General features: G+C 73.3%; 23 protein-coding genes and 1 pseudogene. 11 read left to right on the top strand and 13 right to left on the bottom strand.

The annotated features are described in order from the left end of the window. Positions 1-21: 21 nt before the first annotated feature. The 4 genes from ACSLTV_RS26445 to ACSLTV_RS26430 form a co-directional block, all read right to left on the bottom strand. Complete coding sequence (locus ACSLTV_RS26445; RefSeq protein WP_432158488.1) at positions 22-996, bottom strand: acyl-ACP desaturase; 975 nt, start codon at positions 994-996, stop codon at positions 22-24. A gap of 239 nt (positions 997-1,235) precedes the next feature. Next, complete coding sequence (gene ddaH / locus ACSLTV_RS26440) at positions 1,236-2,012, bottom strand: dimethylargininase (RefSeq protein WP_432138783.1); 777 nt, start codon at positions 2,010-2,012, stop codon at positions 1,236-1,238. A gap of 92 nt (positions 2,013-2,104) precedes the next feature. After that, positions 2,105-3,718 carry an ABC-F family ATP-binding cassette domain-containing protein gene (locus ACSLTV_RS26435; protein WP_432158487.1) on the bottom strand — a complete coding sequence of 538 codons (1,614 nt, stop codon included), beginning with the start codon at positions 3,716-3,718 and terminating at the stop codon, positions 2,105-2,107. A gap of 324 nt (positions 3,719-4,042) precedes the next feature. Next, positions 4,043-4,459, bottom strand: a complete 417-nt coding sequence (locus tag ACSLTV_RS26430; protein WP_432138781.1) for an SsgA family sporulation/cell division regulator — start codon at positions 4,457-4,459, stop codon at positions 4,043-4,045. Between the two features lie 229 nt (positions 4,460-4,688). Between ACSLTV_RS26430 and ACSLTV_RS26425 the strand changes: the two genes are divergently transcribed. Then, on the top strand, positions 4,689-5,027 hold the full coding sequence (locus tag ACSLTV_RS26425; RefSeq protein ID WP_432138780.1) for a plasmid stabilization protein: 339 nt from the start codon (positions 4,689-4,691) through the stop codon (positions 5,025-5,027). Positions 5,028-5,046: 19 nt separating this feature from the next. Here ACSLTV_RS26425 and ACSLTV_RS26420 read toward each other — a convergent pair whose 3' ends face one another. After that, positions 5,047-5,343 (bottom strand): YciI family protein, encoded by a 297-nt coding sequence (locus tag ACSLTV_RS26420; protein ID WP_432158485.1) that lies wholly within the window; start codon positions 5,341-5,343, stop codon positions 5,047-5,049. 63 nt (positions 5,344-5,406) lie between these two features. Between ACSLTV_RS26420 and ACSLTV_RS26415 the strand changes: the two genes are divergently transcribed. Further along, positions 5,407-6,123 carry an endonuclease V gene (locus tag ACSLTV_RS26415; protein WP_432158484.1) on the top strand — a complete coding sequence of 239 codons (717 nt, stop codon included), beginning with the start codon at positions 5,407-5,409 and terminating at the stop codon, positions 6,121-6,123. Between the two features lie 119 nt (positions 6,124-6,242). Further along, positions 6,243-6,359 (top strand): annotated as a pseudogene (locus tag ACSLTV_RS26410) (morphogenic membrane protein MmpA); the annotation flags it as partial. 7 nt (positions 6,360-6,366) lie between these two features. On the opposite strand, the gene ACSLTV_RS26405 reads toward ACSLTV_RS26410, so the two are convergent. Then, positions 6,367-7,545 (bottom strand): saccharopine dehydrogenase family protein, encoded by a 1,179-nt coding sequence (locus ACSLTV_RS26405; protein WP_435613005.1) that lies wholly within the window; start codon positions 7,543-7,545, stop codon positions 6,367-6,369. 287 nt (positions 7,546-7,832) lie between these two features. Here ACSLTV_RS26405 and ACSLTV_RS26400 point away from each other — a divergent pair, with 287 nt between their 5' ends. Genes ACSLTV_RS26400 through ACSLTV_RS26390 form a run of 3 tightly spaced genes read left to right on the top strand, consistent with a single transcriptional unit; the run spans position 7,833 to position 12,492 of the window. Beyond that, positions 7,833-9,026: a CaiB/BaiF CoA transferase family protein gene (locus ACSLTV_RS26400; RefSeq protein ID WP_432138776.1), complete on the top strand. Its 1,194-nt coding sequence runs from the start codon at positions 7,833-7,835 to the stop codon at positions 9,024-9,026. 10 nt (positions 9,027-9,036) lie between these two features. Further along, the gene (locus ACSLTV_RS26395) at positions 9,037-10,251 is read left to right on the top strand and encodes an acetyl-CoA C-acetyltransferase (RefSeq protein WP_432138775.1); all 1,215 of its coding nucleotides are present in this window, start codon (positions 9,037-9,039) and stop codon (positions 10,249-10,251) included. A gap of 42 nt (positions 10,252-10,293) precedes the next feature. Continuing rightward, entirely contained in the window at positions 10,294-12,492 is a 2,199-nt protein-coding gene (locus ACSLTV_RS26390; RefSeq protein ID WP_435613004.1) for a 3-hydroxyacyl-CoA dehydrogenase NAD-binding domain-containing protein, read from the top strand. A gap of 27 nt (positions 12,493-12,519) precedes the next feature. On the opposite strand, the gene ACSLTV_RS26385 is transcribed toward ACSLTV_RS26390, so the two are convergent. Then, entirely contained in the window at positions 12,520-13,212 is a 693-nt protein-coding gene (locus ACSLTV_RS26385; RefSeq protein WP_432138773.1) for a MerR family transcriptional regulator, read from the bottom strand. Between the two features lie 118 nt (positions 13,213-13,330). Next, positions 13,331-14,845 carry a M1 family metallopeptidase gene (locus ACSLTV_RS26380; protein ID WP_435613003.1) on the bottom strand — a complete coding sequence of 505 codons (1,515 nt, stop codon included), beginning with the start codon at positions 14,843-14,845 and terminating at the stop codon, positions 13,331-13,333. 391 nt (positions 14,846-15,236) lie between these two features. On the opposite strand from ACSLTV_RS26380, the gene ACSLTV_RS26375 reads away from it, so the two are divergent. Beyond that, positions 15,237-16,877 (top strand): ABC-F family ATP-binding cassette domain-containing protein, encoded by a 1,641-nt coding sequence (locus tag ACSLTV_RS26375; protein ID WP_432138771.1) that lies wholly within the window; start codon positions 15,237-15,239, stop codon positions 16,875-16,877. On the opposite strand, the gene ACSLTV_RS26370 is transcribed toward ACSLTV_RS26375, so the two are convergent. The 3 genes from ACSLTV_RS26370 to ACSLTV_RS26360 form a co-directional block, all read right to left on the bottom strand. Beyond that, the gene (locus tag ACSLTV_RS26370; RefSeq protein ID WP_432138770.1) at positions 16,874-18,052 is read right to left on the bottom strand and encodes a serine hydrolase domain-containing protein; all 1,179 of its coding nucleotides are present in this window, start codon (positions 18,050-18,052) and stop codon (positions 16,874-16,876) included. The genes ACSLTV_RS26375 and ACSLTV_RS26370 overlap by 4 nt on opposite strands. 222 nt (positions 18,053-18,274) lie before the next feature. Beyond that, positions 18,275-20,674: a Tex family protein gene (locus ACSLTV_RS26365; protein WP_432138769.1), complete on the bottom strand. Its 2,400-nt coding sequence runs from the start codon at positions 20,672-20,674 to the stop codon at positions 18,275-18,277. Between the two features lie 90 nt (positions 20,675-20,764). Beyond that, complete coding sequence (locus tag ACSLTV_RS26360) at positions 20,765-20,896, bottom strand: LPFR motif small protein (protein ID WP_432138768.1); 132 nt, start codon at positions 20,894-20,896, stop codon at positions 20,765-20,767. A gap of 135 nt (positions 20,897-21,031) precedes the next feature. Here ACSLTV_RS26360 and ACSLTV_RS26355 point away from each other — a divergent pair, with 135 nt between their 5' ends. Then, complete coding sequence (locus ACSLTV_RS26355) at positions 21,032-21,991, top strand: GlxA family transcriptional regulator (RefSeq protein ID WP_432138767.1); 960 nt, start codon at positions 21,032-21,034, stop codon at positions 21,989-21,991. A gap of 34 nt (positions 21,992-22,025) precedes the next feature. Beyond that, a complete protein-coding gene (locus tag ACSLTV_RS26350; RefSeq protein ID WP_432158479.1) occupies positions 22,026-22,661 on the top strand; it encodes a DJ-1/PfpI family protein in 636 nt (211 codons plus the stop codon). Here ACSLTV_RS26350 and ACSLTV_RS26345 read toward each other — a convergent pair. Further along, positions 22,648-23,421, bottom strand: a complete 774-nt coding sequence (locus ACSLTV_RS26345) for an enoyl-CoA hydratase/isomerase family protein (RefSeq protein ID WP_432138765.1) — start codon at positions 23,419-23,421, stop codon at positions 22,648-22,650. The two genes, ACSLTV_RS26350 and ACSLTV_RS26345, sit on opposite strands and share 14 nt — an antisense overlap. A 118-nt stretch (positions 23,422-23,539) precedes the next feature. On the opposite strand from ACSLTV_RS26345, the gene ACSLTV_RS26340 reads away from it, so the two are divergent. Beyond that, positions 23,540-24,235, top strand: coding sequence for an HdeD family acid-resistance protein (locus ACSLTV_RS26340; protein WP_432158478.1), 696 nt, complete (start codon positions 23,540-23,542; stop codon positions 24,233-24,235). A gap of 174 nt (positions 24,236-24,409) precedes the next feature. Then, positions 24,410-24,928 (top strand): ATP-binding protein, encoded by a 519-nt coding sequence (locus ACSLTV_RS26335; RefSeq protein ID WP_432138810.1) that lies wholly within the window; start codon positions 24,410-24,412, stop codon positions 24,926-24,928. A 6-nt stretch (positions 24,929-24,934) separates the two neighbouring features. Here the strand turns inward: ACSLTV_RS26335 and idi are convergent, their stop codons facing one another. Next, the gene (gene idi / locus ACSLTV_RS26330) at positions 24,935-25,528 is read right to left on the bottom strand and encodes an isopentenyl-diphosphate Delta-isomerase (protein ID WP_432138763.1); all 594 of its coding nucleotides are present in this window, start codon (positions 25,526-25,528) and stop codon (positions 24,935-24,937) included. Between the last annotated feature and the right edge of the window lie 119 nt (positions 25,529-25,647).

Raw genomic sequence — 25,647 nt, 5'->3', positions numbered from 1 at the left:
GGGCGCAGCGGGGCCGGCGCGTCAGCCCGCGGCGCGGGCCGCCATGCGGGCCTTGCGCGCGGCGAGCTTCTCGTCGAACTTCACGGCCTCCGCGTCCAGCCCGTTCATGAACAGACCCAGTTCCTCCTGGGCCTGGCGTCCCTCGGGGCCCAGGCCGTCGATGTCCATGACCTTCAGGAACCGCAGCACGGGCTGGAGGACGTCGTCGTGGTGGATGCGCAGGTTGTAGACCTCGCCGATGGCCATCTGCGCCGCGGCCCGCTCGAAGCCGGGAATGCCGTGGCCGGGCATCCGGAAGTTCACGACCACGTCACGCACCGCCTGCATGGTGAGGTCGGGGGCCAGCTCGAAGGCGGCCTTCAGGAGGTTGCGGTAGAAGATCATGTGCAGGTTCTCGTCGGCCGCGATGCGGGCGAGCATGCGGTCGCAGACCGGGTCGCCGGACTGGAAGCCGGTGTTGCGGTGCGAGATGCGGGTCGCCAGTTCCTGGAACGACACGTAGGCGACGGAGTGCAGCATCGAGTGCCGGTGGTCCAGCTCGAAGCCCTCGCCCATGTGGGCCATGCGGAACTGCTCCAGCTTGTCCGGGTCCACCGCGCGTGAGGCGAGCAGGTAGTCCCGCATGACGATGCCGTGGCGGCCCTCCTCGGCGGTCCAGCGGTGCACCCAGGTGCCCCAGGCGCCGTCGCGGCCGAACAGGGTGGCGATCTCGTGGTGGTAGCTGGGGAGGTTGTCCTCGGTCAGGAGGTTCACGATCAGGGCCGTGCGGCCGATCTCGGTGACCTTCGACTGCTCCTTGTCCCAGGCCTCGCCGTCCTCGAAGATGCCGGGGAAGTTGCGTGCGTCGCTCCAGGGCACGTACTCGTGCGGCATCCAGTCCTTGGCGGCCTTCAGGTGCCGGTCGAGTTCCTGCTCGACCACTTCCTCCAGTGCGTACAGCAGCCGGGCGTCGGTCCAGACGGCGGGGCTGCCGAGGTGAGGGGAAGCGATCGTCACGGGAACTCCAGGGGGACGTGAAACGGAACGAGGCGCTCCGGCGAGCGGGCGCGGAACCTACGGGATCGTAGGCTACGAATCCGTAGGTTACGAACCCGTAGGTTAAGTGCGGCGTAAAGAGCGCTGATCAGCGGGGGCGAAACGGGACGAACCGCAGGTCACCGAGGTCCCGGGCCCGGACAGCGCGCAGCCCTGGAACCCGCAGGTCCCGGGGCCGAGCGGGGGAGCGGCTCACCCGTTCAGGCGTACAGCTCCCGCAGTCGCACCGAGAGGCACGTCACACATCCCTCCAGCTTCTCGAACTCGCTGATGTCCACCGTGACGACCTCGTGGCCGAGATCGGTGAGCAGCTCCGCCGTCTTCGGCGCGCTCGCCGCCATGAGCAGCTCGTGGCCGCCGAGGAGCACGACGTGGGCGCCCGCCTCCTCCGGCACGGACAGGAAACGCGGGAACAGCGACGGGCGGTCCACCTTCGGGATGTGCCCGATCACCGTGCCGTCCGGCAGCGCGGTCACCGCCGACTTCAGGTGCAGCACCTTGCTCACCGGCACGGCCACGACACGCGCGCCGAGCGGCTCGAACGCGGCGCGCAGCTGCTGCACGCCGGCCGCGTTCGTCCGGCCGCCGCGGCCCACGTAGATCGTGTCGCCGACCTTCAGCACGTCGCCGCCGTCGAGGGTGCCGGGCTCCCACACCCAGTTCACCGAGCAGCCCAGGCGTGCCACGGCCTCCTCGACGGCGGCGGTCTCCTCGCGGCGGGACTCGGCGCCGGGGCGGGCGATGAGGGCCACGTTGCGGTACATCACGACGGCGTCCTCGACGAACACCGAGTCTGGGCAGTCGTCGGCGGGATCCACCTCGACCGTCTCCCACCCGTGCGTCCGTAGCGCCGCCACGTACGCCTCCCACTGCTCGACGGCGAGGTCGACGTCGACCTTCTCCCGCTCGATGTGCGTGACCAGCCCTTCGGCGAGACGCGGGCTGGGACGGCGGACCAGGGCCTTCTTGCTGGGCACGAGGCATCTCCGGATCGGTGTCACTGTCCCCACCATGATGCAGCGCGGCCCCGCCCTTCCGCAGGCCGGGGCCGCCCCCGCACCCGGGCCGGCTACCCGATCGCCTCCGGTGTCGTCTCCCGGAGTTCGCCGTCCAGGAGCAGCCAGCGGGTGATGCCGATCGACCGGAGGAAGGGCAGGTCGTGGCCGGCGACGATCAGGGCGCCCTCGTAGGACTCCAGCGCGGTGGTGAGCCGGCGGACGCTGGTCATGTCCAGGTTGTTCGTCGGCTCGTCCAGCAGCAGCAGCTGGGGAGCGGGCTCGGCGAGCATGAGGGCGGCCAGGGCCGCCCGGAAGCGCTCGCCGCCCGAGAGCGTGGCCGCCTTGCGGTCGGCGCGGGCGCCCCGGAACAGGAAGCGGGCCAGTCGCGCCCGGATCCGGTTGTCGGTGGCGCCCGGCGCGAACCGGGCCACGTTCTCGGCGACGGACAGCTCACCGTCGAGGACGTCCAGCCGCTGCGGCAGGAACCGCAGCGGCACGTGCGCCGTCGCCTCGCCCGCCACCGGGGCCAGCTCCCCGGCGACCGTCCGCAGCAGCGTCGTCTTGCCCGCCCCGTTGCGCCCGATCAGCGCGATCCGCTCCGGACCGTGCACATCGAGCCCGCCGGTCACCCGCGCCCCGTGGACCAGTTCGAGGTCCCGCAGCGTGAGCACGGCGCGGCCCGGCGGTACGGCCGTGTACGGCAGGTCGACGCGGATCTCGTCGTCGTCCCGCACGGCCTGTTCCGCCTCGTCGAGCCGTTCGCGCGCCTCGGCGAGCCGCTCCTCGTGCAGGATGCGGTGCTTGCCGGCGGACTCCTGCGCCGCCCGCTTGCGCGCCCCCATCACGATCTTCGGCTCGCGCTTCTGCTCGGACATCTTCTGTCCGTACCGTTTGCGCCGCGCCAACTTCACCTGAGCGTCCACCAGTTCGCGCTTCTGCCGGCGCAGGTCGTTCTCCGCGACCCGCACCATCCGCTCGGCCGCCTCCTGTTCGCCGGCCAGCGCCTCCTCGTAGGCGGAGTAGTTCCCGCCGTACCAGGTGATCCGCCCGGCGCGCAGGTCGGCGATCCGGTCGACGAGTTCCAGCAGTTCACGGTCGTGGCTGACCACGACCAGGACGCCCGGCCAGGCGGCGATCGCCGCGTACAGCCGTCGCCGCGCGTACAGGTCCAGGTTGTTGGTGGGCTCGTCGAGGAGCAGCACGTCCGGTCGGCGCAGCAGCAGCGCGGCCAGCCTCAGCAGCACCGACTCGCCGCCCGAGAGCTCACCCGTGGTGCGGTCCAGGTCGATGTGGTCCAGGCCGAGTTCGCCGAGTGTGGCGAGCGCGCGCTCCTCCACGTCCCAGTCGTCGCCCACGGCGTCATAGTGCTCCTGGGACACGTCGCCCGCCTCGATGGCGTGCAGGGCGGCCCGTCGGCCGTCGATACCGAGGGCCTCGTCGACCCGCAGGGACGTGTCGAGGGTGACGTTCTGCGGAAGGTAGCCGATCTCACCGGTGGCGCGGACGACGCCGTCGGACGGGGCGAGTTCCCCGGCGAGCAGTTTCAGCAGGGTCGACTTCCCCGAGCCGTTGACGCCGACGAGCCCGGTACGGCCGGAGCCGAAGGACACGTCGAGGCCGTCGAAGACGGGGCTGCCGTCGGGCCAGGCGAAGGACAGGGAGGTACAGGAAAGGGAAAGGGACAAGTCGGGCCTCGCGATGGCGTGTGCGGTCAGGGCGACACGTATCGAGACACCGGGGCGGCGACCGTCGCGGAAGCGGTACCGAGCAGAACGGAGGGGAGAGGACACACGGTCCGGAAGATCCCGCTCCACAAGGACGGCTCGTACGCCGAGGTCGCACGCTACGCACACACCTCACCGGTGTGACGCGGTGTCTCAGGACCTCAGACGAGCAACGTCCTTCTCCAATCGGCGGCAACAGGAACGCTTCGCAGCGTAGGGAGGCCGCGCGCACGCGTCAACGCGTTTTTCGACGCGCGGAGCCCGGCCGCCTGCCGGGGCGGGCCGTCAGCAGGCGTCGCGCATCAGTTCCGCGAGGTCGTGGTCCAGGTCGAGCTGCAGGTGCTCCAGCCCGGTGGGCACCAGTTCGTCGGTGGCCCGCAGGAAGCGGCGCACGTCCGCCGAGTGCACGTGCACGATCGCGGTGCCCTCCGGGGCGTGGAACTCCAGCACCGTCCGGTCGTAGCCGTACGGCCTGACCCGCACGTCGCCGTGGCCCTCCGCGCGGGTCAGGCCGGCGGCCAGCAGCTCACGGGCGAATGTCCAGCAGACGTCCACGCCCTCCAGGGTGGCCGGGGCCGGGAAGGTCATGCGGACGGCGAACGGATCGGTCCGGTCGTAGTGCAGGGTGGCCGGGATGGTGGCCATCCGTGGCGCGGCGGCGACCAGACGGACCTCTACGGGTTGCTCGATGACGGTGGACAACGCCTTGCTCCCTTGGGACGGCGGGACGGACTTCCGGTCGGGTGAGGGCCGGCACTGGAAGAGACGTCGGAACCGGCCGATCAGTGAACACCGGAATCGAGTGACCTCGGTCACCGCCTTCATGCACACGACCGCCCCCGACCGGCCGGCCCGGGGGTTCCGCGGCCACCGGAGGAGAGCCGGCCCGCCGACGGGGTACCCGGACGCCGACTGCGAGAGGAGTGAGACCATGCCAGCCGGTTCGAGTCCCAAGCGGGAACGCCAGTACGAGCACATCAAGAAGAGCGCCGAGGACCGCGGCGAGAGCACCGGACGCGCCAAGGAGATCGCGGCCCGTACGGTGAACAAGGAGCGCGCCCGCTCCGGCGAGTCGAAGACCGCCAGCCGCAGTTCGACGCAGGACATGTCGTCCGCCAAGCGCGGCGGTCAGCGGTCGGGCAATCGCGTCGGCTCCCACGGCCCGACCAAGGACCAGCTGTACAACGAGGCCCGCCGGCGCGGTGTCGAGGGCCGCTCGAACATGAACAAGGACGAGCTGCAGCGCGCGCTGGACCGGAAGAAGGGCTGACTCGGGCGGGGATCGGGGGTCAGCCCGCCGTCTCCCGGAACCGGGCCAGCTCGGGGACCGTCTTCGTCGCGAGGAACTCCGTGACGCGGTAGGAGCACACCCCGGCGGTGACGAAGGGGTCCGCTGCGGTGATCTCCTCGATCCGGGCGCGGCTGTCCGCGACCGCGAGGATGATCCCGCCGTCCCGGGGGTCCTTGCGCCCGGACGCCAGGAAGACCCCGTGGGCGTAGTGCTCGTCGAGCCAGGCCACGTGCGCCGGAAGGACGGCGTCCACGGCGTCGAGGGGGGCGGTGTAGGTCAGTTCCAGCACGAACATGATCACGAGGCTACCCCTCGTGGTCGCGCCGGACGCTCCCGGGCCCGTAGTCTCGTGGCCACCATGACGACCGTACCCATCCCCGAGGACTGGCCCACGACCGAGGAGGCGGCCCGCGCCGTCCAGGACCGGCTCCGCGCGCGCGTGGTGCTGGACGATCCGGGTCCGCCGCCGGGAAGCGGCCAGGTGACCGGCGTGGACGTCGCCTATGACGACGAGCGCGACCTGGTGGCGGCTGCGGCCGTCGTGCTGGACGCGGCGAGCCTCGACGTCGTGGCCGAGGCCACGGCCGTCGGCCGGATCTCCTTCCCGTACGTGCCCGGACTGTTGGCCTTCCGCGAGATCCCCGCCGTCCTCGCCGCCCTGGACGCGCTGCCCTGCCCGCCCGGCCTGGTGGTGTGCGACGGCTACGGACTCGCTCACCCGCGCCGCTTCGGCCTGGCCAGCCATCTCGGCGTGCTCACCGGCCTGCCCACGATCGGGGTCGCGAAGAACCCGTTCACCTTCACGTACGACGAGCCTGCCACCCCGCGCGGGTCGTCCGCCCCGCTCCTCGCCGGCGCCGAGGAGGTGGGCCGAGCGCTGCGCACCCGCGACGGCGTCAAGCCGGTCTTCGTGTCCGTCGGCCACCGGGTGAGCCTCGCCGGCGCCTGCGCCCACGTCCTCGCGCTCACCCCGGCCTACCGCCTCCCGGAGACCACCCGCCGGGCCGACGCCCTGTGCCGACGGGCGCTGAAGGAGGCGGCCGCCGCCGGGGCGGTGAGTGAGCAGCGCGGCTGAACGGGCCGTCGCCGGGGCGGTGACCCAGCACCGCCACTGAGTATCCGTACGGATGCGCCCGCCCCCGGCCCGGCCGGAAGGGCGGGCCGCCTGACGACGCACCGCGCCCCAAGCCCCTCGCCGACCCCGACGGGCCCGTCGGGCGCGCCGTGAACGCCGCGCCGGTGCTCGGCGTGCCGGCGGGACCCGGCCGGGTCGTCGGGATGATCCGCACGCTGGCCGCCCGGCCGGGCTGAGGGCGGGTCAGCGGCGGGCCGCCACCCGGAAGCGGATGCCCGCGCGGACCAGCCGCTCGGTGAGCGCGTCGCCCATCGCCACCGCCGTGGTGACCTGACCCGAGGTGGGCGGAAGGTCGTCGAGGAGCAGCGCCAGGGCGGCCTCCGCGAGGATCTTGGCCGTCTCGTCGTAGCCCGGATCGCCGCCGGAGACCTCGGTGTACACCCGGCGACCGCCGCCCTCGCCCACGAAGCGGATCGAGAACCAGCTGCGCGCTCGCCGCTCGGCGCTCGGCCCCGTGCCGGGCCGCAGCCGGTCCGACAGCAGCCGCCGGGCGGGCGGAACCTGCGCCGCCACCGCCAGCGCACCGACCGCGGCGACCCCGCCCAGCGCGACGGGCAGCCGGCGCACGGCCGCGTAGTGGCGGTAGCGGAAGTCCGGGCCGTAGCGGGGCAGGGCCCGCGCCGAGCGGCGTACCACCTGCGGGTCGATGGTCGGCAGCGGCAGCGCCCAGGCGCCGACCTCCGGGGCGAACCGGGGCGCGCCCAGCGGCGCGGCGGTCCGCCGGCCCGGCACGCGCGGCTCGTGCCGGGCCCGGTCGCGCGCCGCGGCCGCCATCTGCCGGCCGCGCGCGAACTGGCCCAGCGCGGAGGCGAACGTGCCGCCCGAGAAGGCCGCGTCGGCGGTCACGAAGCCGTCCACCGTCACCGGAACGTCCTCGGGGAGCTGCCGCACCGTGTAGTACACGCCCAGGTCGTGCGGCACCGAGTCGAAGCCGCACGCGTGCACCAGCCGGGCGCCCGTCTCACGCGCGCGTGCGTCGTGGCGGACGTACATCAGGTCGACGAACTCCGGCTCACCCGTGAGGTCCAGGTAGTCCGTCCCGGCGTCCGCGCAGGCGGCGACCAGTTCCTCGCCGTACGTCACGTACGGGCCGACCGTCGTGGCCACCACGCGCGCGTGCCCGGCGAGGGCGCGCAGCGACGCCGGGTCGGCCACGTCCGCCCGCAGCACCCCCACCCGGTCACCGCCGGGCAGCCGGTCGCGGAGCTCCCGCAGCCTGCTCGTGCTGCGGCCCGCGACGGCCCAGCGCAGGCCCTCGGGAGCGTGTGCGGCGAGGTACTCCGCGGTGAGCGTGCCCACGAAGCCGGTGGCCCCGAAGAGCACGAGATCGTACGGACGGTCAGCCGTGTTCGGCCTGCTCATGACATCCCCAGTCTGCTCGTGACACTTTCAGCCCTGCTCATCGCGCCGCCCGTCCTGCCGGCCGGCGCGCCCCGGTGACCCGGCCCGCGCGTTCCGCGTTCGGCCCGTGCCGCTGTCGGTGGCCGAGGCTAGCGTGGACGGGGAGGCGGCGACGCGGGAGGGCGGGCACCGGGCCCTGGGGTGCGGGTACGGTGTCCAAGCGCTTGCTCGCCCACACCTTGTGCCCACTGGAACGTGTTCTTAACATCACTGGTGTTACATCGGTGGTGTCACAGCGAGGGGGCTGGATGGCAACGGCAGGGACGCCCGGGCACGGCCCGCTCACGGGTGTACGGGTGGTGGAACTGGCCGGCATCGGCCCCGGTCCGTTCGCCGCCATGCTGCTGGCCGACCTCGGTGCCGACGTGGTCCGCGTGGACCGCCCGGCCGGCCCCGGCCTGGCCGTCGACCCGGCCCACGACGTGACCAACCGCAACAAGCGCTCCGTGATCGTCGATCTCAAGGCACCCGACGGCCCCGCGCGCGTGCTGGACCTCGCCGCGCGCGCGGACGTCCTGATCGAGGGCTACCGTCCCGGCGTCGCCGAGCGCCTCGGTGTCGGCCCCGACGACTGCCGGGCCCGCAACCCCCGCCTGGTCTACGGCCGGATGACGGGCTGGGGCCAGGACGGCCCCCTCGCCGACCGGGCCGGCCATGACATCTCCTACATCGCGCTCACCGGCACCCTCGGCCTGATCGGCGAGCCCGGCCGTCCCCCGGCCGTCCCCGCCAATCTCCTGGGCGACTACGCGGGCGGCTCGCTGTACCTGGTGGTCGGCGTCCTCGCGGCGCTCCACCACGCGCGCGTGAGCGGCACCGGCCAGGTCGTCGACGCGGCCATCGTCGACGGCACCGCCCATCTGTCGGCGATGATCCACGGCATGCTCTCGGCCGGCGCCTGGCAGGACCGGCGCGGCGCCAACCTCCTCGACGGCGGCTGCCCCTACTACGGCACCTACGAGACCTCCGACGGCCGCTACATGGCGGTCGGAGCCCTGGAGCCCCAGTTCTACGCCGAGTTCCTGCGCCTGCTGGGGCTGGCGGACCTCGACGGCGCCCGGACGGACGTCACCCGCTGGGAGAAACTGCGCGCCGCCGTCGCCGCCCGCTTCCGGAGCCGTACGCGCGACGAGTGGACGGCCGTCTTCGAGGGCTCCGACGCGTGCGTGGCACCCGTCCTGACCCTGCGCGAGGCCCCGCACCACCCGCACCTCGCCGCGCGCTCCACCTTCACCGGCCACGGAGGCATCACCCAGCCCGCCCCCGCCCCCCGCTTCTCGTCGACCCCCACGGCCGTCCGCCGCGGGCCCGCCCGCCCGGGCGCCGACACCCGGGACGTGGCCCGAGACTGGGACGTACCCGGCCTCACCGGCCCGGACAGCCCGGGCACTCGACCCCTCACCACCCGCCGGCCTCCCGGCGAGCCCCGAAACCCTCAGTGAAAGGCCACCCGTGAGCACCGAAGCGTATGTGTACGACGCGATCCGCACCCCGCGCGGGCGCGGCAAGGCCGGCGGCGCCCTGCACGGCACCAAGCCCATCGACCTGGTCGTCGGCCTCATCCACGAGTTGCGCGACCGCTTCCCGGGCCTGGACCCGGCGGCGATCGACGACATCGTCCTCGGGGTCGTCGGACCGGTGGGCGACCAGGGCTCCGACATCGCACGGATCGCCGCCATCGCCGCCGGACTGCCCGACACGGTGGCGGGCGTGCAGGAGAACCGCTTCTGTGCGTCGGGCCTGGAGGCCGTCAACCTGGCCGCCGCCAAGATCCGGTCCGGCTGGGAGGACCTGATCCTCGCCGGTGGCGTCGAGTCGATGTCCCGGGTGCCGATGGCCTCGGACGGCGGCGCCTGGTTCAACGACCCGATGACCAACCTGGCCGTCAACTTCGTCCCCCAGGGCATCGGCGCCGACCTCATCGCCACCATCGAGGGTTTCTCCCGGCGCGACGTCGACGAGTACGCGGCGCTGTCCCAGGAGCGCGCGGCCACCGCCTGGAAGGAGGGCCGCTTCGCCCGCTCCGTGGTGCCCGTGACGGACCGCACCGGACTGACGGTCCTCGACCGGGACGAGCACATGCGCCCCGGCACCACCGCGGACTCCCTGGCCAAGCTGAAGCCGTCGTTCGCCGACGTCGGCGAACTCGGCGGCTTCGACGCCGTGGCCCTGCAGCAGTACCACTGGGTGGAGAAGATCGACCACGTCCACCACGCGGGCAACTCCTCCGGCATCGTCGACGGGGCCTCCCTCGTCGCGATCGGCACCAAGGAGGTCGGCGAGCGCCACGGGCTCACCCCGCGCGCCCGGATCGTCTCCGCCGCCGTCTCCGGCTCCGAGCCGACCATCATGCTCACCGGGCCCGCCCCGGCCACCCGCAAGGCGCTGGCCAGGGCCGGCCTGACCATCGACGACATCGACCTCGTCGAGATCAACGAGGCGTTCGCGGCCGTCGTGCTGCGCTTCGTGAAGGACATGGGCCTCAGCCTGGACAAGGTCAACGTCAACGGCGGCGCCATCGCCCTCGGCCACCCGCTCGGCGCCACCGGCGCGATGATCCTCGGCACCCTCGTCGACGAACTGGAGCGCCAGGACAAGCGCTACGGCCTCGCCACCCTGTGTGTGGGCGGCGGCATGGGCATCGCCACCGTCGTCGAGCGCGTCTGACCCCTTCCCGACGGATCACCACGGAGCTACGGAGCACCTCTGATGAGCACTCAGCCCACGACCATCCGCTGGGAACAGGACCGCACCGGCGTCGTCACCCTCGTCCTCGACGACCCCGACCAGTCCGCGAACACCATGAACGCGGCCTTCCGCGACTCCCTCGCCGCCGTCACCGCCCGGCTGGAGGCGGAGCAGGACACCGTCCGCGGCATCATCTTCACCTCCGCCAAGAAGACCTTCTTCGCCGGCGGCGACCTGCGGGACCTGATCCGCGTCACCCCCGAGACCGCCCAGCAGCTGTACGACGGCGGCCTCGCCATCAAGCGGAACCTGCGCCGCATCGAGACCCTCGGCAAACCGGTCGTCGCCGCGATCAACGGCGCCGCCCTCGGCGGCGGCTTCGAGATCGCCCTCGCCTGCCACCACCGCGTCGCCCTGGACGCCCCCGGCTCCAAGATCGGCTGCCCCGAGGTCACCCTCGGTCTGCTCCCCGGAGGCGGCGGCGTGGTGCGCACCGTACGCCTGCTGGGCATTGCCGACGCCCTGCTGAAGGTGCTCCTGCAGGGCACCCAGTACAGCCCGCGGCGCGCCCTCGACAACGGCCTGGTCCACGAGGTCGTGGACACCCCCGAGGAGCTGATGGCCCGGGCCCGCGCCTTCATCGACGACCACCCCGAGTCGCAGCAGCCCTGGGACCGGCCGGGCTACCGGATCCCCGGCGGCACCCCCGCCAGCCCGAAGTTCGCGGCGAACCTGCCCGCCTTCCCCGCCACCCTGCGCAAGCAGACGAACGGCGCCCCCTACCCGGCCCCGCGGGGCATCCTCGCCGCGGCCGTGGAGAGTGCCCAGGTCGACTTCGAGACCGCGCAGCTCGTCGAGGCCCGCTACTTCGTCGAGCTGGCCGCCGGCCAGACGTCGAAGAACATGATCCAGGCCTTCTTCTTCGACCTGCAGGCCGTCAACTCCGGCGCCAACCGCCCCAAGGGCGTCGAGCCCCGCCACGTCCGCAAGGTGGCCGTCCTGGGTGCCGGGATGATGGGCGCGGGCATCGCCTACTCCTGCGCCCGCGCCGGCATCGACGTCGTCCTCAAGGACGTCTCGGCGGACGCCGCGCGCAAGGGCAAGGGCTACTCCGAGAAGCTGTGCGCCAAGGCCGTCGCCAAGGGCCGCACCAGCCGGGAGAAGGCGGACGCGCTGCTCGCCCGGATCACCCCCACCGCCGACCCGCAGGACCTCGCGGGCTGCGACGCGGTCATCGAGGCGGTGTTCGAGGACACCGCGCTCAAGCACAAGGTGTTCCAGGAGATCGAGAGCATCGTCGCCCCCGACGCCCTGCTGTGCTCCAACACCTCCACCCTGCCCATCACCGCCCTCGCCGAGGGCGTCGAGCGCCAGGCCGACTTCATCGGACTGCACTTCTTCTCCCCGGTCGACAAGATGCCGCTGGTGGAGATCATCAAGGGCGAGCGCACCGGCGACGAGGCGCTGGCCCGCGCCTTCGACCTGGTCCGGCAGATCAGGAAGACGCCGATCGTCGTCAACGACTCGCGCGGCTTCTTCACCTCCCGCGTCATCGGCCACTTCATCAACGAGGGCGTCGCCATGGTCGGCGAGGGCATCGAGCCCGCCTCCGTGGAGCAGGCGGCGGCCCAGGCCGGCTACCCGGCCAAGGTCCTCTCCCTGATGGACGAGCTGACCCTCACCCTCCCGCGCAAGATCCGCAACGAGTCGAAGCGGGCCGTGCAGGAGGCCGGCGGCACCTGGACCGCACATCCCGCCGAGGCCGTCATCGACCGCATGGTCGACGAGTTCGGCCGCACCGGCCGCAGCGGCGGCGCCGGCTTCTACGAGTACGGGGCGGACGGCGGGCGCACCGGCCTGTGGCCCGGGCTGCGCGAGCACTTCACCCGGCCCGGCCACCGCATCCCGTTCGAGGACATGCAGGAACGCATGCTCTTCGCCGAGGCGCTGGACACCGTCCGGCTCCTCGAAGAGGGCGTCCTGACCTCCGTGGCGGACGCCAACATCGGCTCGATCCTCGGCATCGGCTTCCCCGGCTGGACCGGCGGCGTGCTGCAGTACATCAACGGCTACGACGGCGGCGCCGAGGGAGGGACCGGGCTGCCGGCGTTCGTGGCACGCGCCCGGGAGCTCGCCGAACGCTACGGGGACCGCTTCACGCCGCCGGCGCTGCTGGTCGCCAAGGCCGAGCGGGGGGAGACCTTCACCGACGCCCGCTGACCGGGCCGCCCACCGGCCGCGCGGAGGTCACTGCGCCAGCCACTGGCGCAGTTCCTCCCGCAGGGAGCGCTGGAACGTGGTCAGCAGGGCCTGCACCACCAGCGGCTGCATGTGCGCCGACAGCGACCGCACATCGCGCGCGGCGCGCTCGGCGACGGCGTCCCGCAGGAGCCGCGACAGCGCCTGCGCCGCCGCGCGGGAGTGCTCCAGCAGCGCCTCCCGCGCGGCCAGCAGGACCTCCTGCGAGAGCGGTACGTCGAGCAGCTCCACGCCGACCCGCAGCAGCCCCGTGTCCACCCGGTAGGCGCCGTCCCGGACGGTCACCACGTCCAGGTCGGCCAGCCGCCGGACCTCCGCGTCGGTCAGCTCCCGGCCGGCCCGGCGGTGCAGCTCCTCGCGGGAGAGCGTCTCCACCGTGTCCGGCGCCCAGGACGCCACCACCGCCCGGTGGATGGCCAGTTCCTGCGCGCTCAGACCGGGCGGCAGCTGCCGCAGATGGCGCTCGATCGCCGCCAGTGTCATGCCCTGCCGCTGCAACTCCTCGATCAGCGCCAGCCGCGCCAGATGCTCCGGGCCGTAGTGCCCCACCCGGCGCGGACCGATCACCGGCGGCGGCAGCAGGCCCTTGGTGCTGTAGAACCGGACCGTGCGCACCGTGACCCCGGCCCGCGCGGCCAGCTCGTCGACCGTGAGGGCCGGCTCCTCCGTCTCGATCGTCATGTGCAGCAGTATCGCTGTACCACCGGAACTGTGACACGTGGGGCGGCCTCCGACCGCCCCGGCCGGTCCACGGTCTCGGCCGGTCGGCGGTCTCGGCCGGCCGGCCCGGCCGTCGGGCTCAGTGCCGCTGGTGCACCCCGTTCGTGGCCGCGATCCTCTCCCACGACTTCGGCTTCACCGGCAGCGCCCGCACCCGCGACCCGGCGAGCCGCGCGGTCGGGGCCACGGACGCCGAGGCCGAGGCCGACGGCTTCGACGGCTGGTACAGCCAGGTGTCGAACAGCGCCGCCAGGTCCCGGCCCGACACCTGCTGCGCGTACGCGACGAAGTCACCGACCGACGCGTTGCCGTAGGCGTACCGCGCCGGCCAGCCCTTGAGGATGGCGAAGAAGGCGTCGTCGCCGATCTCGTCGCGCAGCGCCTGCAGCGCCAGCGCGCCCCGGTCGTAGACCGCGCGGTGGAACTGGTTCTCCGGGCCCGGGTCCGCCGGGGCCACGGTCCAGAACGGGTCGTCGGCCGGGTGGGAGGCGTACACGTAGTCGGCGAGTTCCTGGGCCGTGCCCTCGTTCTCGTGCTCGGACCACAGCCACTGCGCGTACCGTGCGAAACCCTCGTTGATCCAGATGTCCTTCCAGCCGGCGACCGAGACCAGGTCCCCGTACCACTGGTGGGCCAGCTCGTGCACCACCACGGAGACGTTCGACCCGTTCGCGAACTGCCGCGGGCTGTAGAACGGCCGGGTCTGCGTCTCCAGCGCATAGCCGGTGTCGGTGTTCGGCACGTAGCCGCCGAGCGCGTTGTACGGGTAGGCACCGAAGTAGCCGCTCAGCCAGTCGGCGATCTCCCCGGTGCGCTCGACGCTCGCCCGCGCGGCCCCGTAGTCGTCACCGAGGTCCTTGCTGTACGCGTTGACGACCGGGACACCGCTCTCGGACGTCCCGGTCGTGATGTCGAACCTGCCGACCGCGAGCGTGGCCAGATAGGTCGCCTGCGGCTTGTCGGAGCGCCAGTTGAAGCGAGTCCAGCCGCGCTGCGAACTCGTCGAGCGCAGCGTGCCGTTGGAGATGGCCTGGGTGCCGTCCGGCACCAGCACCGACACGTCGTAGGTCGCCTTGTCCAGCGGGTGGTCGTTACTGGGGAACCACCACCAGGCGGCCTCGGGTTCGTTGGCTCCCACCCCGCCGTCCGGGGTGCGGTGCCAACTGGTGAAGCCGTACGCCCGCTTCGACGACGGCACACCGCTGTAGCGCACCACGACGGTCACCGGCGCGCCCGCGGCCAGCGGCCGCTTCGGGGTGATCTCCAGTTCGTGCTCGCCGGAGGTGGTGAAGGCGGCCTTCGCGCCGTTCACGCGGACCTCGCTGACGTCCAGCAGGAAGTCCAGGTCGAACCGCGACAGGTCCTGGGTGGTCCGGGCCAGGATCGTGGCCGTCCCCTCCAGACGGTCCGTCGCGGGCTGGTACTTCAGGCGCAGGTCGTAGTGGGAGACGTCGTATCCGCCGTTGCCGTAGGCCGGGTAGTAGGGGTCGCCGACACCCGGAGCGCCGGGGGTGCCGCTCGCGGCCGATGCCGGGATCGCCAGCAGGACGGTGGCCGCTGCGAACGCGCCAGGCACGATGAGTCTGCGGTGCACTGATGCTCCAAGTCCTAGGGGCACGAGGTCCGGACGGAGCCGGGGGGCTCCGCGTCGCTCAGATCATGTCCACCCCCTGCGCCGTCACACGAGCACCATTCGGCCGACCTCGCCACCATCCTCCCGACGACCTGATCCAGCCACTCCGGCCGCTCGTCCGCGCACGCGTCGGTTCGTCTGCCGGGAAGTCCGGTCACCGGGTCGCGCGTACGGCCTTCGGCCCGGCACCTGTCCCCACCGGGCGGCCGGGACCCGGGCGTATCCCTGAGGGGCGGGTACTCGGGCGTGCCCCTGCGGGGCGGGCATCCGGGCGCATCCCCGCGGGGCAGGTACCCGGGCGTGCCCCTGCGGGGCCGGTGCCCCGCCTGCGGGCATTAGGATCGGCGCCCTGATGACTGCCACTCTCGTCGCCAAGAACCTCGCCGCCGGGCACGGTGACCGCTCGCTCTTCTCCGGGCTCGACCTCGTGGTCGCCCCCGGCGACGTGATCGGGCTGGTCGGTGCCAACGGCGCCGGCAAGTCCACCCTGCTGCGGCTGCTGGCCGGGCTCGGCGCCCCCGAGCAGGGCGAGCTCAGGCTCTCCCCGCCGACCGCGACCGTGGGCCACCTCCCGCAGGAGCCGGAGCGCAGGCCCGGCGAGACCGTACGGGAGTTCCTGGCCCGCCGCACCGGCGTCGCCGAGGCCCAGCGGGCGATGGACGAGGCCACGCAGGGCCTGGTCGACGGCGCGCCCGGCGCCGACGACGCGTACGCGATGAGCCTGGAGCGCTGGCTCGGCCTCGGTGGCGCGGACCTGGACGAGCGGGCGGCGGAGGTCGCCGACTCCCTGGCCCTCGGTGTCGGGCTCGACCAGCCGATGACCGCCCTGTCCGGCGGCCAGGCGGCCCGCGCGGGCCTCGCCTCCCTGCTGCTCTCCCGCTACGACGTCTTCCTCCTCGACGAGCCGACCAACGACCTCGACCTGGACGGCCTGGAGCGGCTGGAGCACTTCGTGGCCGGCCTGCGCGCCGGCACCGTCGTCGTCAGCCACGACCGCGAGTTCCTCACCCGCACGGTCACCAAGGTCCTCGAACTCGATCTCGCCCAGCGGCAGATCAACCTCTACGGCGGCGGCTACGCGGGCTACCTGGAGGAGCGCGACGTCGCCCGGCGGCACGCCCGAGAGGAGTACGAGGAGTACGCCGACAAGCGGGCCGCCCTGCAGGACCGGGCGCAGACGCAGCGTTCCTGGATGGACAAGGGCGTCAAGAACGCCCGCCGCAAGGCCGGCTCCGACAACGACAAGATCGGCCGCAAGTTCCGCAGCGAGGCCAGTGAGAAGCAGGCCGCCAAGGCGCGGCAGACCCAGCGCATGATCGAGCGTCTGGACGTGGTGGAGGAGCCCCGCAAGGAGTGGGAACTGCGGATGGAGATCGCGGCCGCCCCGCGCTCCGGTGCGGTCGTGGCAACCCTCCGGGACGCCGAGGTGCGGCGCGGCGACTTCCACTTCGGCCCGGTGTCGCTGCAGGTCGACTGGGCGGACCGGGTCGCGGTGACCGGCGCCAACGGCGCCGGCAAGTCCACCTTGCTGGCCGCCCTCCTGGGCCGCGTCCCCCTGGACGCGGGGCAGGCCTCGCTCGGCTCCGGCGTGCTGGTCGGCGAGGTCGACCAGGCCCGCAAGCTGTTCCACGGGCCCGAGACCCTGCTCGACGCCTTCCGCGCGGCCGTCCCCGACACCGAGCCCGCGGAGGTCCGCACCCTGCTGGCCAAGTTCGGCCTGAAGGCGGAGCACGTGCTGCGTCCGGCGGACACCCTCTCACCGGGTGAGCGCACCCGCGCCGCCCTCGCCCTCCTCCAGGGCCGGGGCGTCAACCTCCTCGTCCTCGACGAGCCGACCAACCACCTCGACCTCCCCGCCATCGAACAGCTGGAGTCCGCCCTGGACTCCTACGACGGCACCCTCCTCCTGGTCACCCACGACCGCCGCATGCTGGACGCCGTCCACGTCACCCGCCGCCTGGAGGTGGCCGGCGGCAAGGTGACCGAACGCTAGGACTTCCCCTTCAGCAGCGCGCACACGAAGTTCTCCTGCACGGCGCGCATCCGTTGCAGGAGTTCCGGGGTCATGGCCTGGTTGATCTGGCTGGTGGCCGAGAAGGTCAGCGACCGGCGCCCGTCCGGCGTGGCGGCGATCAGCTGGGTGTACCCGGCCGTGTTGCCGGTGTGCCCGAGCACGACCCCGCACCGGGTGGTGTAGCGGAACAGCGCCAGCCCGGCGTCGTTGCGTCCCGGCCCGGCCGGCTCGGACGCCCCGCCCGGCACCCAGCGGCGCTGCTCGCGCACCACGTCGGGGCCGTACAGCCGGCCCCCGACGTAGCCGCGCACGAACCGGGTCATGTCGGCGGGCGTGGAGACGATGCCGCCGGACGCCCACACACCCGACATGCCGATCAGCTCACTGACGTCCTCCGGGGGCGGCGGCGGGCTCACGTCGTACCCGTGGAGGTACGGCCTCGGCATCCGGTACCCCTGCGGCAGGCTGGTGCTGCGCAGACCCAGCGGGCGGTACACCAGCTCCTCCAGGAGCCGCTCGTAGCGGACGCCGGTGGCCGCCTCCGCCATCAGGGCGACCGCGATGTTGTCTGAGTTGGAGTACTGGTACCGGCTGCCCGGCGGGAACAGCAGCGGCTGCCCCGCGACGAAGTCGAGCAGCCGGCGCGAGTCGAAGCGGTGCCGGGGGTCGGCGCGCAGGATCGCCACGAACTCGGGGCTGCGCGAGTAGTCCGGCAGTCCGCTGGTGTGGTTGAGCAGCTGGCGCAGCGTCACCGCGCTCCAGGCGTCCGGCAGCCGGGGGAGCCGCTCGCCCAGGGTGTCGTCGAGGCCCAGGTCGCCCAGGTCGACGAGGGACAGCGCCACCGCGCCGCTGAACGCCTTGGCGGCGCTCGCGATGCGCATGTGGTCGTCCGGCCGGGGCTCGCGGCCGGTCTCCAGGTCCGCCACTCCGGCCCGCACGACCCGGCTGTGCCTGCCGTCCGCGAGCACGGCGATGATCCCGGGCGGGCCGCCCGGTGCCCGCACCAGCTCCTCCAGCTGCTGCCGCAACCCGGACTCGCCGTGCGGTGGCTCGGGATGCCCGGCGGCCACCGCGGGCGCGGCGGCCACCAGGGCCAGACAGGCCGCCAGCGCGGCGGCGGGACGAGGACGCAAGCGGGCACGTCGGGTCGGCATCGGTCACTCCGGGGGTGCGAGAACGGGCGTCCAGCTTCACCCCGCCCCGTCCGTCCCGCCCGCCGCGCCTGCTGCACTCGGCCCAACGGTCGACGGCCCGCCGGCCCGACGGCGGCCCGGGAAGCTCCGTGCCGCCGCCGTGACCCGGCCCGGATCCTTCCGAGGCACTCCGCGGCGTCGCGTCAGTCCGCCAGTCCGCCAGCCCGTCAGTCCGCCCGCCCGTCAGCCCGTCGGACGGTGGCCCTGACCCCTGCCCTTCTTCGGGTCCACCAGCCCAGCCCGCCGCAGCGCGTCCGCCATCGCGCTGTTGGCCGGGGGCGGTGCCTGGCGGGAGCCGCCGCCACCGCCGCGCCCCTGCCGCTGCTGCGGCGGACGGCCACCGCCGCCCCGCTGCTGCCGGCCCCCGCCGGAGGCCCGACCGCCCTGCGGGGCCGCCTCGTCGTCCAGCCGCAGCGTCAGCGAGATCCGCTTGCGCGGGATGTCCACGTCCAGGACCTTCACCTTGACGATGTCCCCGGGCTTGACGACCTCCCGCGGGTCCTTCACGAACGTCTTCGACAACGCCGAGACGTGCACCAGCCCGTCCTGGTGGACGCCGACGTCGACGAACGCCCCGAAGGCCGCCACGTTCGTCACCACGCCCTCCAGGATCATCCCGGCGGACAGGTCGGAGATCTTCTCCACGCCCTCCTTGAAGGTGGCGGTCCGGAAGGCCGGACGCGGGTCGCGCCCCGGCTTCTCCAGCTCCTTGAGGATGTCGGTGACGGTCGGCAGACCGAACGTCTCGTCCACGAACTCCTGCGGCCGCAGCGAGCGCAGCACACCCGTGTTCCCGATCAGGGAGGCGACCTCCTGACCGGCGGTCTTCACCATGCGCCGCACCACCGGGTACGCCTCGGGGTGCACGCTGGACGCGTCCAGCGGGTCGGCGCCGCCGCGGATGCGCAGGAAGCCCGCGCACTGCTCGTACGCCTTCGGACCGAGCCGCGGGACCTTCTTGAGTTCGGTGCGCGACCTGAACGGCCCGTTCGCGTCACGGTGGGCCACGATGTTCTCGGCCAGTCCCGAGGTGATGCCGGAGACCCGCGCGAGCAGCGGCGCGGAGGCGGTGTTGACGTCCACGCCGACGCCGTTCACACAGTCCTCCACCACCGCGTCCAGCGAACGCGACAGCTTCACTTCGGACAGGTCGTGCTGGTACTGGCCGACACCGATCGACTTCGGGTCGATCTTCACCAGCTCGGCCAGCGGGTCCTGCAGACGCCGGGCGATGGACACCGCGCCGCGCAGCGACACGTCCATGTCCGGCAGTTCCTGCGAGGCGAACGCCGAAGCCGAGTACACCGACGCTCCCGCCTCGGACACCATCACCTTGGTCAGCTTCAGCCCGGGGTGCTTCGTGATCAGTTCACCGGCGAGCTTGTCGGTCTCGCGGGACGCGGTGCCGTTGCCGATCGCGATCAGCTCGACGGCGTGCTCCTCGGCCAGGCGGGCCAGCTTGGCGATCGCCTCGTCCCACCTGTTGGCCGGGACGTGGGGATGGATCACGTCCGTGGCGACCACCTTGCCGGTGGAGTCGACCACGGCCACCTTCACACCCGTCCGGAACCCGGGGTCGAGGCCCAGCGTCGCGCGGGTCCCGGCCGGGGCGGCGAGCAGCAGGTCGCGCAGGTTGGCCGCGAACACGTTCACCGCCTCGTCCTCGGCCGCCGTGCGCAGCCGCAGCCGCAGGTCGATGCCGAGGTGGACGAGGATCCGGGTCCGCCACGCCCAACGGACCGTGTCCCTCAGCCACTTGTCACCCGGCCGGCCCCGGTCGGCGATGCCGAACCGGGCCGCGACGATCCCCTCGTACGACGACGGCCCGTCCGTGGGCTCCTCGGGCTCCAGGACGAGGTCGAGGACCTCCTCTTTCTCGCCGCGCAGCATCGCCAGGATCCGGTGCGAGGGCAGCTCGGTGAACGGCTCGGCGAAGTCGAAGTAGTCGGCGAACTTGGCGCCCGCCTCCTCCTTGCCCTCGCGCACCTTGGCGGCCAGCCGACCACGCACCCACATGCGTTCGCGCAACTCGCCGATCAGGTCGGCGTCCTCCGAGAACCGCTCGGTGAGGATCGCCCGCGCGCCGTCCAGAGCGGCCTGCGGGTCGGCGACCCCCTTGTCCGCGTCGACGAAGGCGGCGGCCGCCGCGGACGGCTCCACGGTCGGGTCCCCGAGCAGCCCCTCCGCCAGCGGCTCCAGCCCCGCCTCCCGCGCGATCTGCGCCTTGGTGCGCCGCTTCGGCTTGTACGGCAGGTAGATGTCCTCCAGCCGCGCCTTGGTCTCGGCGCCCCGGATCCGCGCCGCCAGCTCCTCGGTGAGCTTGCCCTGCTCGCGCACCGACTCCAGGATCGCGGTCCGCCGCTCCTCCAGCTCCCGCAGATAGCGCAACCGCTCCTCGAGCGTGCGCAGCTGCGCGTCGTCGAGCATCTCGGTCGCTTCCTTGCGGTAACGCGCGATGAAGGGCACCGTGGAGCCGCCGTCCAGCAGCTCCACGGCGGCCTTGACCTGCCGCTCCCGTACGCCGAGTTCCTCGGCGATCCTGCCTTCGATGGACCCTACTGCGTTGGACCCGGGTGTCGTCACGATCCCGTACCGCCTTCTCCACTGAGGTTGCGCGGCAATTGTGGCAGGTGACACCGACATCCGGGGGCCGGGGCACGGACCCGGCCGACGTCAGGCCCGGCCCCGGCGCGCCCCGCCCGACGCTCCGCCCAGCAGCCGGCTCAGTGCGCGGAACGGCAGGGTCACCACGGTCGCCACCGCGCTCCCGATCTGCCGCAGCACGTCCGCGATCGCCCGGAGCATGGCACATCCCTTCCTCGACGGTCCGATGACGTGGGTGCGGGTACCTCGCGGCGCGCCGGACACACCGGCGCCATGGCAGGAAAGGTGGGGAGTACGTCATTGCGGCCGTGCGGCCGGCGCCGAAGAATCGTGGCCATGGCGCGGCTGACCGTTCTTCTCGTCCTCTTCGACGGGGTGCAGAGCCTCGACGTCACCGGGCCCCTGGAGGTGTTCGCGGGGGCCGAGGCGCACACCCCGGGCAGCTACCGGCTGCGCACGGCCTCCCCGGACGGGGCTCCCGTGCGCACGTCCAGCGGGCTGACGCTCGTACCCGAGCAGTCCCTCGCCGACGCGGCCGACCCGCACACGCTGGTCGTCCCGGGCGGCGCGGGGACCCGCAGGCCCGACCCGCGCGTGGTGGAGTGGCTGCGCGGACACGGGCCGCGGGCCGCGCGGCTGGTCTCGGTGTGCACCGGGGCGATCCTGCTCGCCCGGGCCGGCCTGCTGGACGGCCGCCGCGCCACCACCCACTGGGCGTACGCCGACAAGCTGGCCCGCGACCACCCGGCCGTCGAGGTCGACCCCGACCCCGTCTTCGTGCGCGACGGGCGGGTGTCCACCTCGGCCGGCGTCACCTCCGGCATCGACCTGGCGCTCGCCCTGGTGGAGGAGGACCTGGGCCGCGACACCGCGCTGAACGTCGCCCGGCACCTGGTGGTCTTCCTGCGCCGGCCGGGCAACCAGGCCCAGTTCAGCGCCCAGCTCGCCGCCCAGACCGCCCGGCGCGAGCCGCTGCGCGACGTCCAGCAGTGGATCACCGAGCACCCGGACGGCGATCTGAGCGTCGAGGCACTGGCCGCCCGGGCCCGCCTGTCGCCGCGCCACTTCGCCCGCGCCTTCCACGCCGAGACCGGCATGACGCCCGGCCGCTACGTCGACCGGGTCCGCGTCGAACACGCCCGCCGCCTGCTGGCGGACACCGGCCGCGGCGTCGAGGAGATCTCCCGCGCCAGCGGCTACGGCACGCCCGAGGCCATGCGCCGGGCGTTCGTCCGGACGCTCGGCGCCTCCCCGGCGGAGTACCGCCGCCGGTTCCGCACCGCACCCCTGCACTGAACGGCCTCACCCCTCCACCGAACGGGGACCCACCATGCACATCGCGATGGTCGTCTACGACCGCTTCACCGCCCTCGACGTCGTCGGGCCGTACGAGATGCTGAGCCGCCTGCCGGACGCGCGCGTCGAGTTCGTGGCCGAGCGGGCCGGACCGGTGCGCGCCGACACCGGGTTCCTCTCCGTCGTCGCCGACCGGGCCCTGCACGAGGTGCGGCGCCCGGACGTGGTCGTCGTGGCCGGCGGGCCCGGCACCTTCGCCCAGGCCGGGAACCCGGCCCTGCTGGACTGGCTGCGCGCTGCCGACGCCGGCACCACTTGGACGACGTCCGTATGCTCCGGCTCGCTGCTGCTGGCCGCCGCCGGCCTGCTCGGCGGCCGGCGCGCCACCTGCCACTGGCTCGCCGCCGACCTCCTGCGGCAGTACGACGCCGAGCCCACCGGCGAGCGGGTCGTGTTCGACGGCAAGTACGTCACCGCGGCCGGGGTCTCCGCCGGCATCGACATGGCGCTCGCCCTCGTCGGCAGGATCGCCGGCGACGACCACGCGCGCGCCGTCCAGCTGTTCACCGAGTACGACCCGCGACCGCCCTACGACGCGGGCTCCCCGCACAAGGCGCCCGCGCACCTCGTCGAGGAGTTCCGCACCGACAGCCGCTTCACCCTGATGTAGTGCCCGCGGACGCGGGGCCCGCGGTCCAGGCGAAGCGCGGAGCCCGGCGTTCCAGGAAGGCGGCGACCCCCTCGGCGGTGTCGCCGCTGCCGCGGGCCTGCTCGGCCCAGTGCTCGTCGCGGTCGGTCCGGCCGTCCGCGAACTCCTTGGCCGCCGCCTGCGTCAGCTGCGAGCGCGAGGCGAGGATCCGGGCGAACTCCGCCACCCGTCCGGCCAGCTCTTCCTCGGGCAGCGTCTCGTCGACCAGCCCGGTGCGCAGTGCCCGCGGCGCGTCGATCAACTCGCCCGAGAAGAGCAGGTACTTGGCGGTCGCCGGACCCACCAGTGCCACCAGCCGCCGGGTGGCCGACGCCGGGTAGACGATGCCGAGCCTGGCGGGAGTCACCCCGAACAGCGCCCCCTCCTCGGCGAACCGCAGGTCGCACGCGGCCGCCAGCTGGGCCCCGCCGCCCACGCAGTGCCCCCGGACCGCCGCGAGCGTCGGCTTGGGGAAGGCGGCCAGCGCCTCCTCGGCGGCGACGGCCAGCCGCTGCGCCTCCTGCGGCCCGCCGCGCAGCGTGCTGATGTCGGCGCCCGCGCAGAACGTGCCGCCCTCCCCGGTCAGCACCAGCACCCGGACGGCCGGATCGGCGGCCAGCGCGTCCAGCAGCGGTGGGAGCGCGGCCCACATCGCGGCCGTCATGGCGTTGCGCTTGGCCGGGTGGTGGATGACGACCGTGGCGACCGGACCGGTCACGTCGTGCAGCAGCTGGGGCTCCATGGGCCGGATGCTAGCCGCCGCGCCCGCCCGGTGATCACGGCGGTCGCACCGATGAGCGTTACATCACTCGGGATGAGGGGACTGGGGGACGGAGGGTGAGGATCGAGGAGGCGCCGCCATGACCACGTCCACCGGACCCCAGCAGGAGACGGCGAAGCTCAGGCGAGGATTCGGCTGGCTCGCCGCGCTCGGGGTGATCCTGGTCGTCGCGGGACTCGTCGGCCTCGTCTACACCGGCGTCGCCACGCTCACCTCGATGCTCCTGTTCGGCTGGCTGCTGCTGATCGGCGGTGCGGTCGGCCTGCTGCACGCGGTCCAGGCGCGCGGCACCAACTTCTTCTGGCTCGGCGTCATCGTGGCCGCGCTGAACATCGCCGCGGGTGTCGTGGTCATCCGTAAGCCCGACGAGAGCGCCGCCGCCCTCACCATGTTCGCCGCCCTGCTGTTCCTCACCGCCGGTCTGTTCCGGCTGGTGGGCAGCCTGGTGGTGCGCGGACCGCAGTTCGGCTGGACGCTGCTGCTGGGCGCCTTCGACCTGCTCCTCGGCATCCTGGTGCTGGGCAACTGGCCCAGCAGCAGCCAGTACGTCATCGGCACCTTCTTCTCCCTGGCCCTGCTCTTCGACGGCCTCGGCCTGCTCGCCACCGGCTACGGGGGCCGGCGGATCGTCGGCATGGTCTCGGAGCGGCTCACCGGCGGGGACACCGAGAGCGGCGGGGAGACCGAGCGCGGCGGGGGCTCCGATGACGGCCGGCCCGCGGGTGCCGGGGACGAAGCGGACGAGGGGGCCGTCAAACCCGTACGCCCCGAATAGGTCGTGAAGTCGGCCCGACCCGGACAGCGGTGGTCGTGTCTTCGCCGGGAACACGCGCGGACGGTCGGAAGCGGCCGAAAGGCGCTGACTTGTGTTCAGTCAGGTGGTGTCGCGCGCCCCGGTGCCAACACTCGACGCGTGGCGACAATCGAGCGCAAGGGTGGCGACCGGACCATGGACGATCACGGGCGCGGGCCCGGCCCACGCCCAGACGGCGGCGCGGAGACACCGCACGACCCCCTCGCGGTACCGGCGCCGCCGACCCTGCCCTACGAGGGCGTCTGGCGGTTCACCGCCCCCGCTGTGGAGGCCTCGGTCCCGCAGGCCCGGCACGCCGTGCGGGACCTGCTGCGCCGGCAGGGCGTCCCCACCACGGACGACGTGGAACAGGGGCTGCTGCTCATCGTCTCGGAGCTGGTGACCAACGCCGTCAGGCACGCGGCGCTGCTGTCGCCGACGCTGGCGGTGGAGGTGGCCGTCGGGGCCGAGTGGGTGCGGGTCTCGGTCGAGGACAACCACCCCTACCGGCCCACCGCCCTGGAGAACCCGCACAGCGCGACCGGCGGCCGGGGACTGCTCCTGGTGCGTGAGATCACCCGGGAGGCGGGCGGGGTGTGCGACGTCGAGCACACGGCGAGCGGCGGGAAGGTCATCTGGGCCGCCCTGCCGCTGGTCCCCGCCCGGGTCCCCTGACCGGGCTCACCAGCCCGCGGTGTCCCCCGTCAGTTCCCGGATCGCGGGCCGGGCCGCGTCCAGCACGGTCATGAACCAGGAGGAGAAGGGGTCCTTCGCGTGCCGCTCCGCCAGCTCGGCGGCCGTCACGAAGGCCGTCCCGCCGACCTCCTCCGGGTCCGGCCGCAGCGGGGTGCGCACCAGCCCGACGAAGAGGTGGTTGTACTCCTGCTCCACTAGGCCCGAGTCCGGGTCCGGGTGGTTGTAGCGCACCGTGCCCGCTTCGGCCAGCAGGGCCGGGGAGGCACCCAGCTCCTCGAAGGTCCGCCGGGCGGCCGCGGCGAACGGGGCCTCGCCCGGGTACGGGTGACCGCAGCAGGTGTTGGACCACACGCCGGGGGAGTGGTACTTGCCCAGCGCCCGCTGCTGCAGCAGCAGCCGGCCCCGCTCGTCGAAGAGGAACACCGAGAAGGCCCGGTGCAGCTGCCCCGGCGGCTGATGGGCGGTGAGCTTCTCGGCGGTCCCGATCGTCACGCCGTCCTCGTCGACCAGTTCCAGCAAAATCGCGTCCGCGGTGCCGTTCGACGAGGTGTGCGTCGCGGCGGCAGGTGTGATCGGCATACCCATCCTTAGCATCGGTCCTGGCGACCCCAGTCTGCCGCACGCACACGGCACTTCCGGCGCTACACGGCAACGGAAGGGGGCCCGGTGTGTGATCTTGCCCGGCGCGGCGGACGGTG

Origin of the sequence: Streptomyces sp. bgisy159 (assembly GCF_965341775.1) — a bacterium.
Classification (GTDB): Bacteria; Actinomycetota; Actinomycetes; order Streptomycetales; family Streptomycetaceae; genus Streptomyces.
The sequence above is the reverse complement of the archived record's forward strand: the minus strand, read 5'-3'. Positions and strand labels throughout refer to the sequence as shown.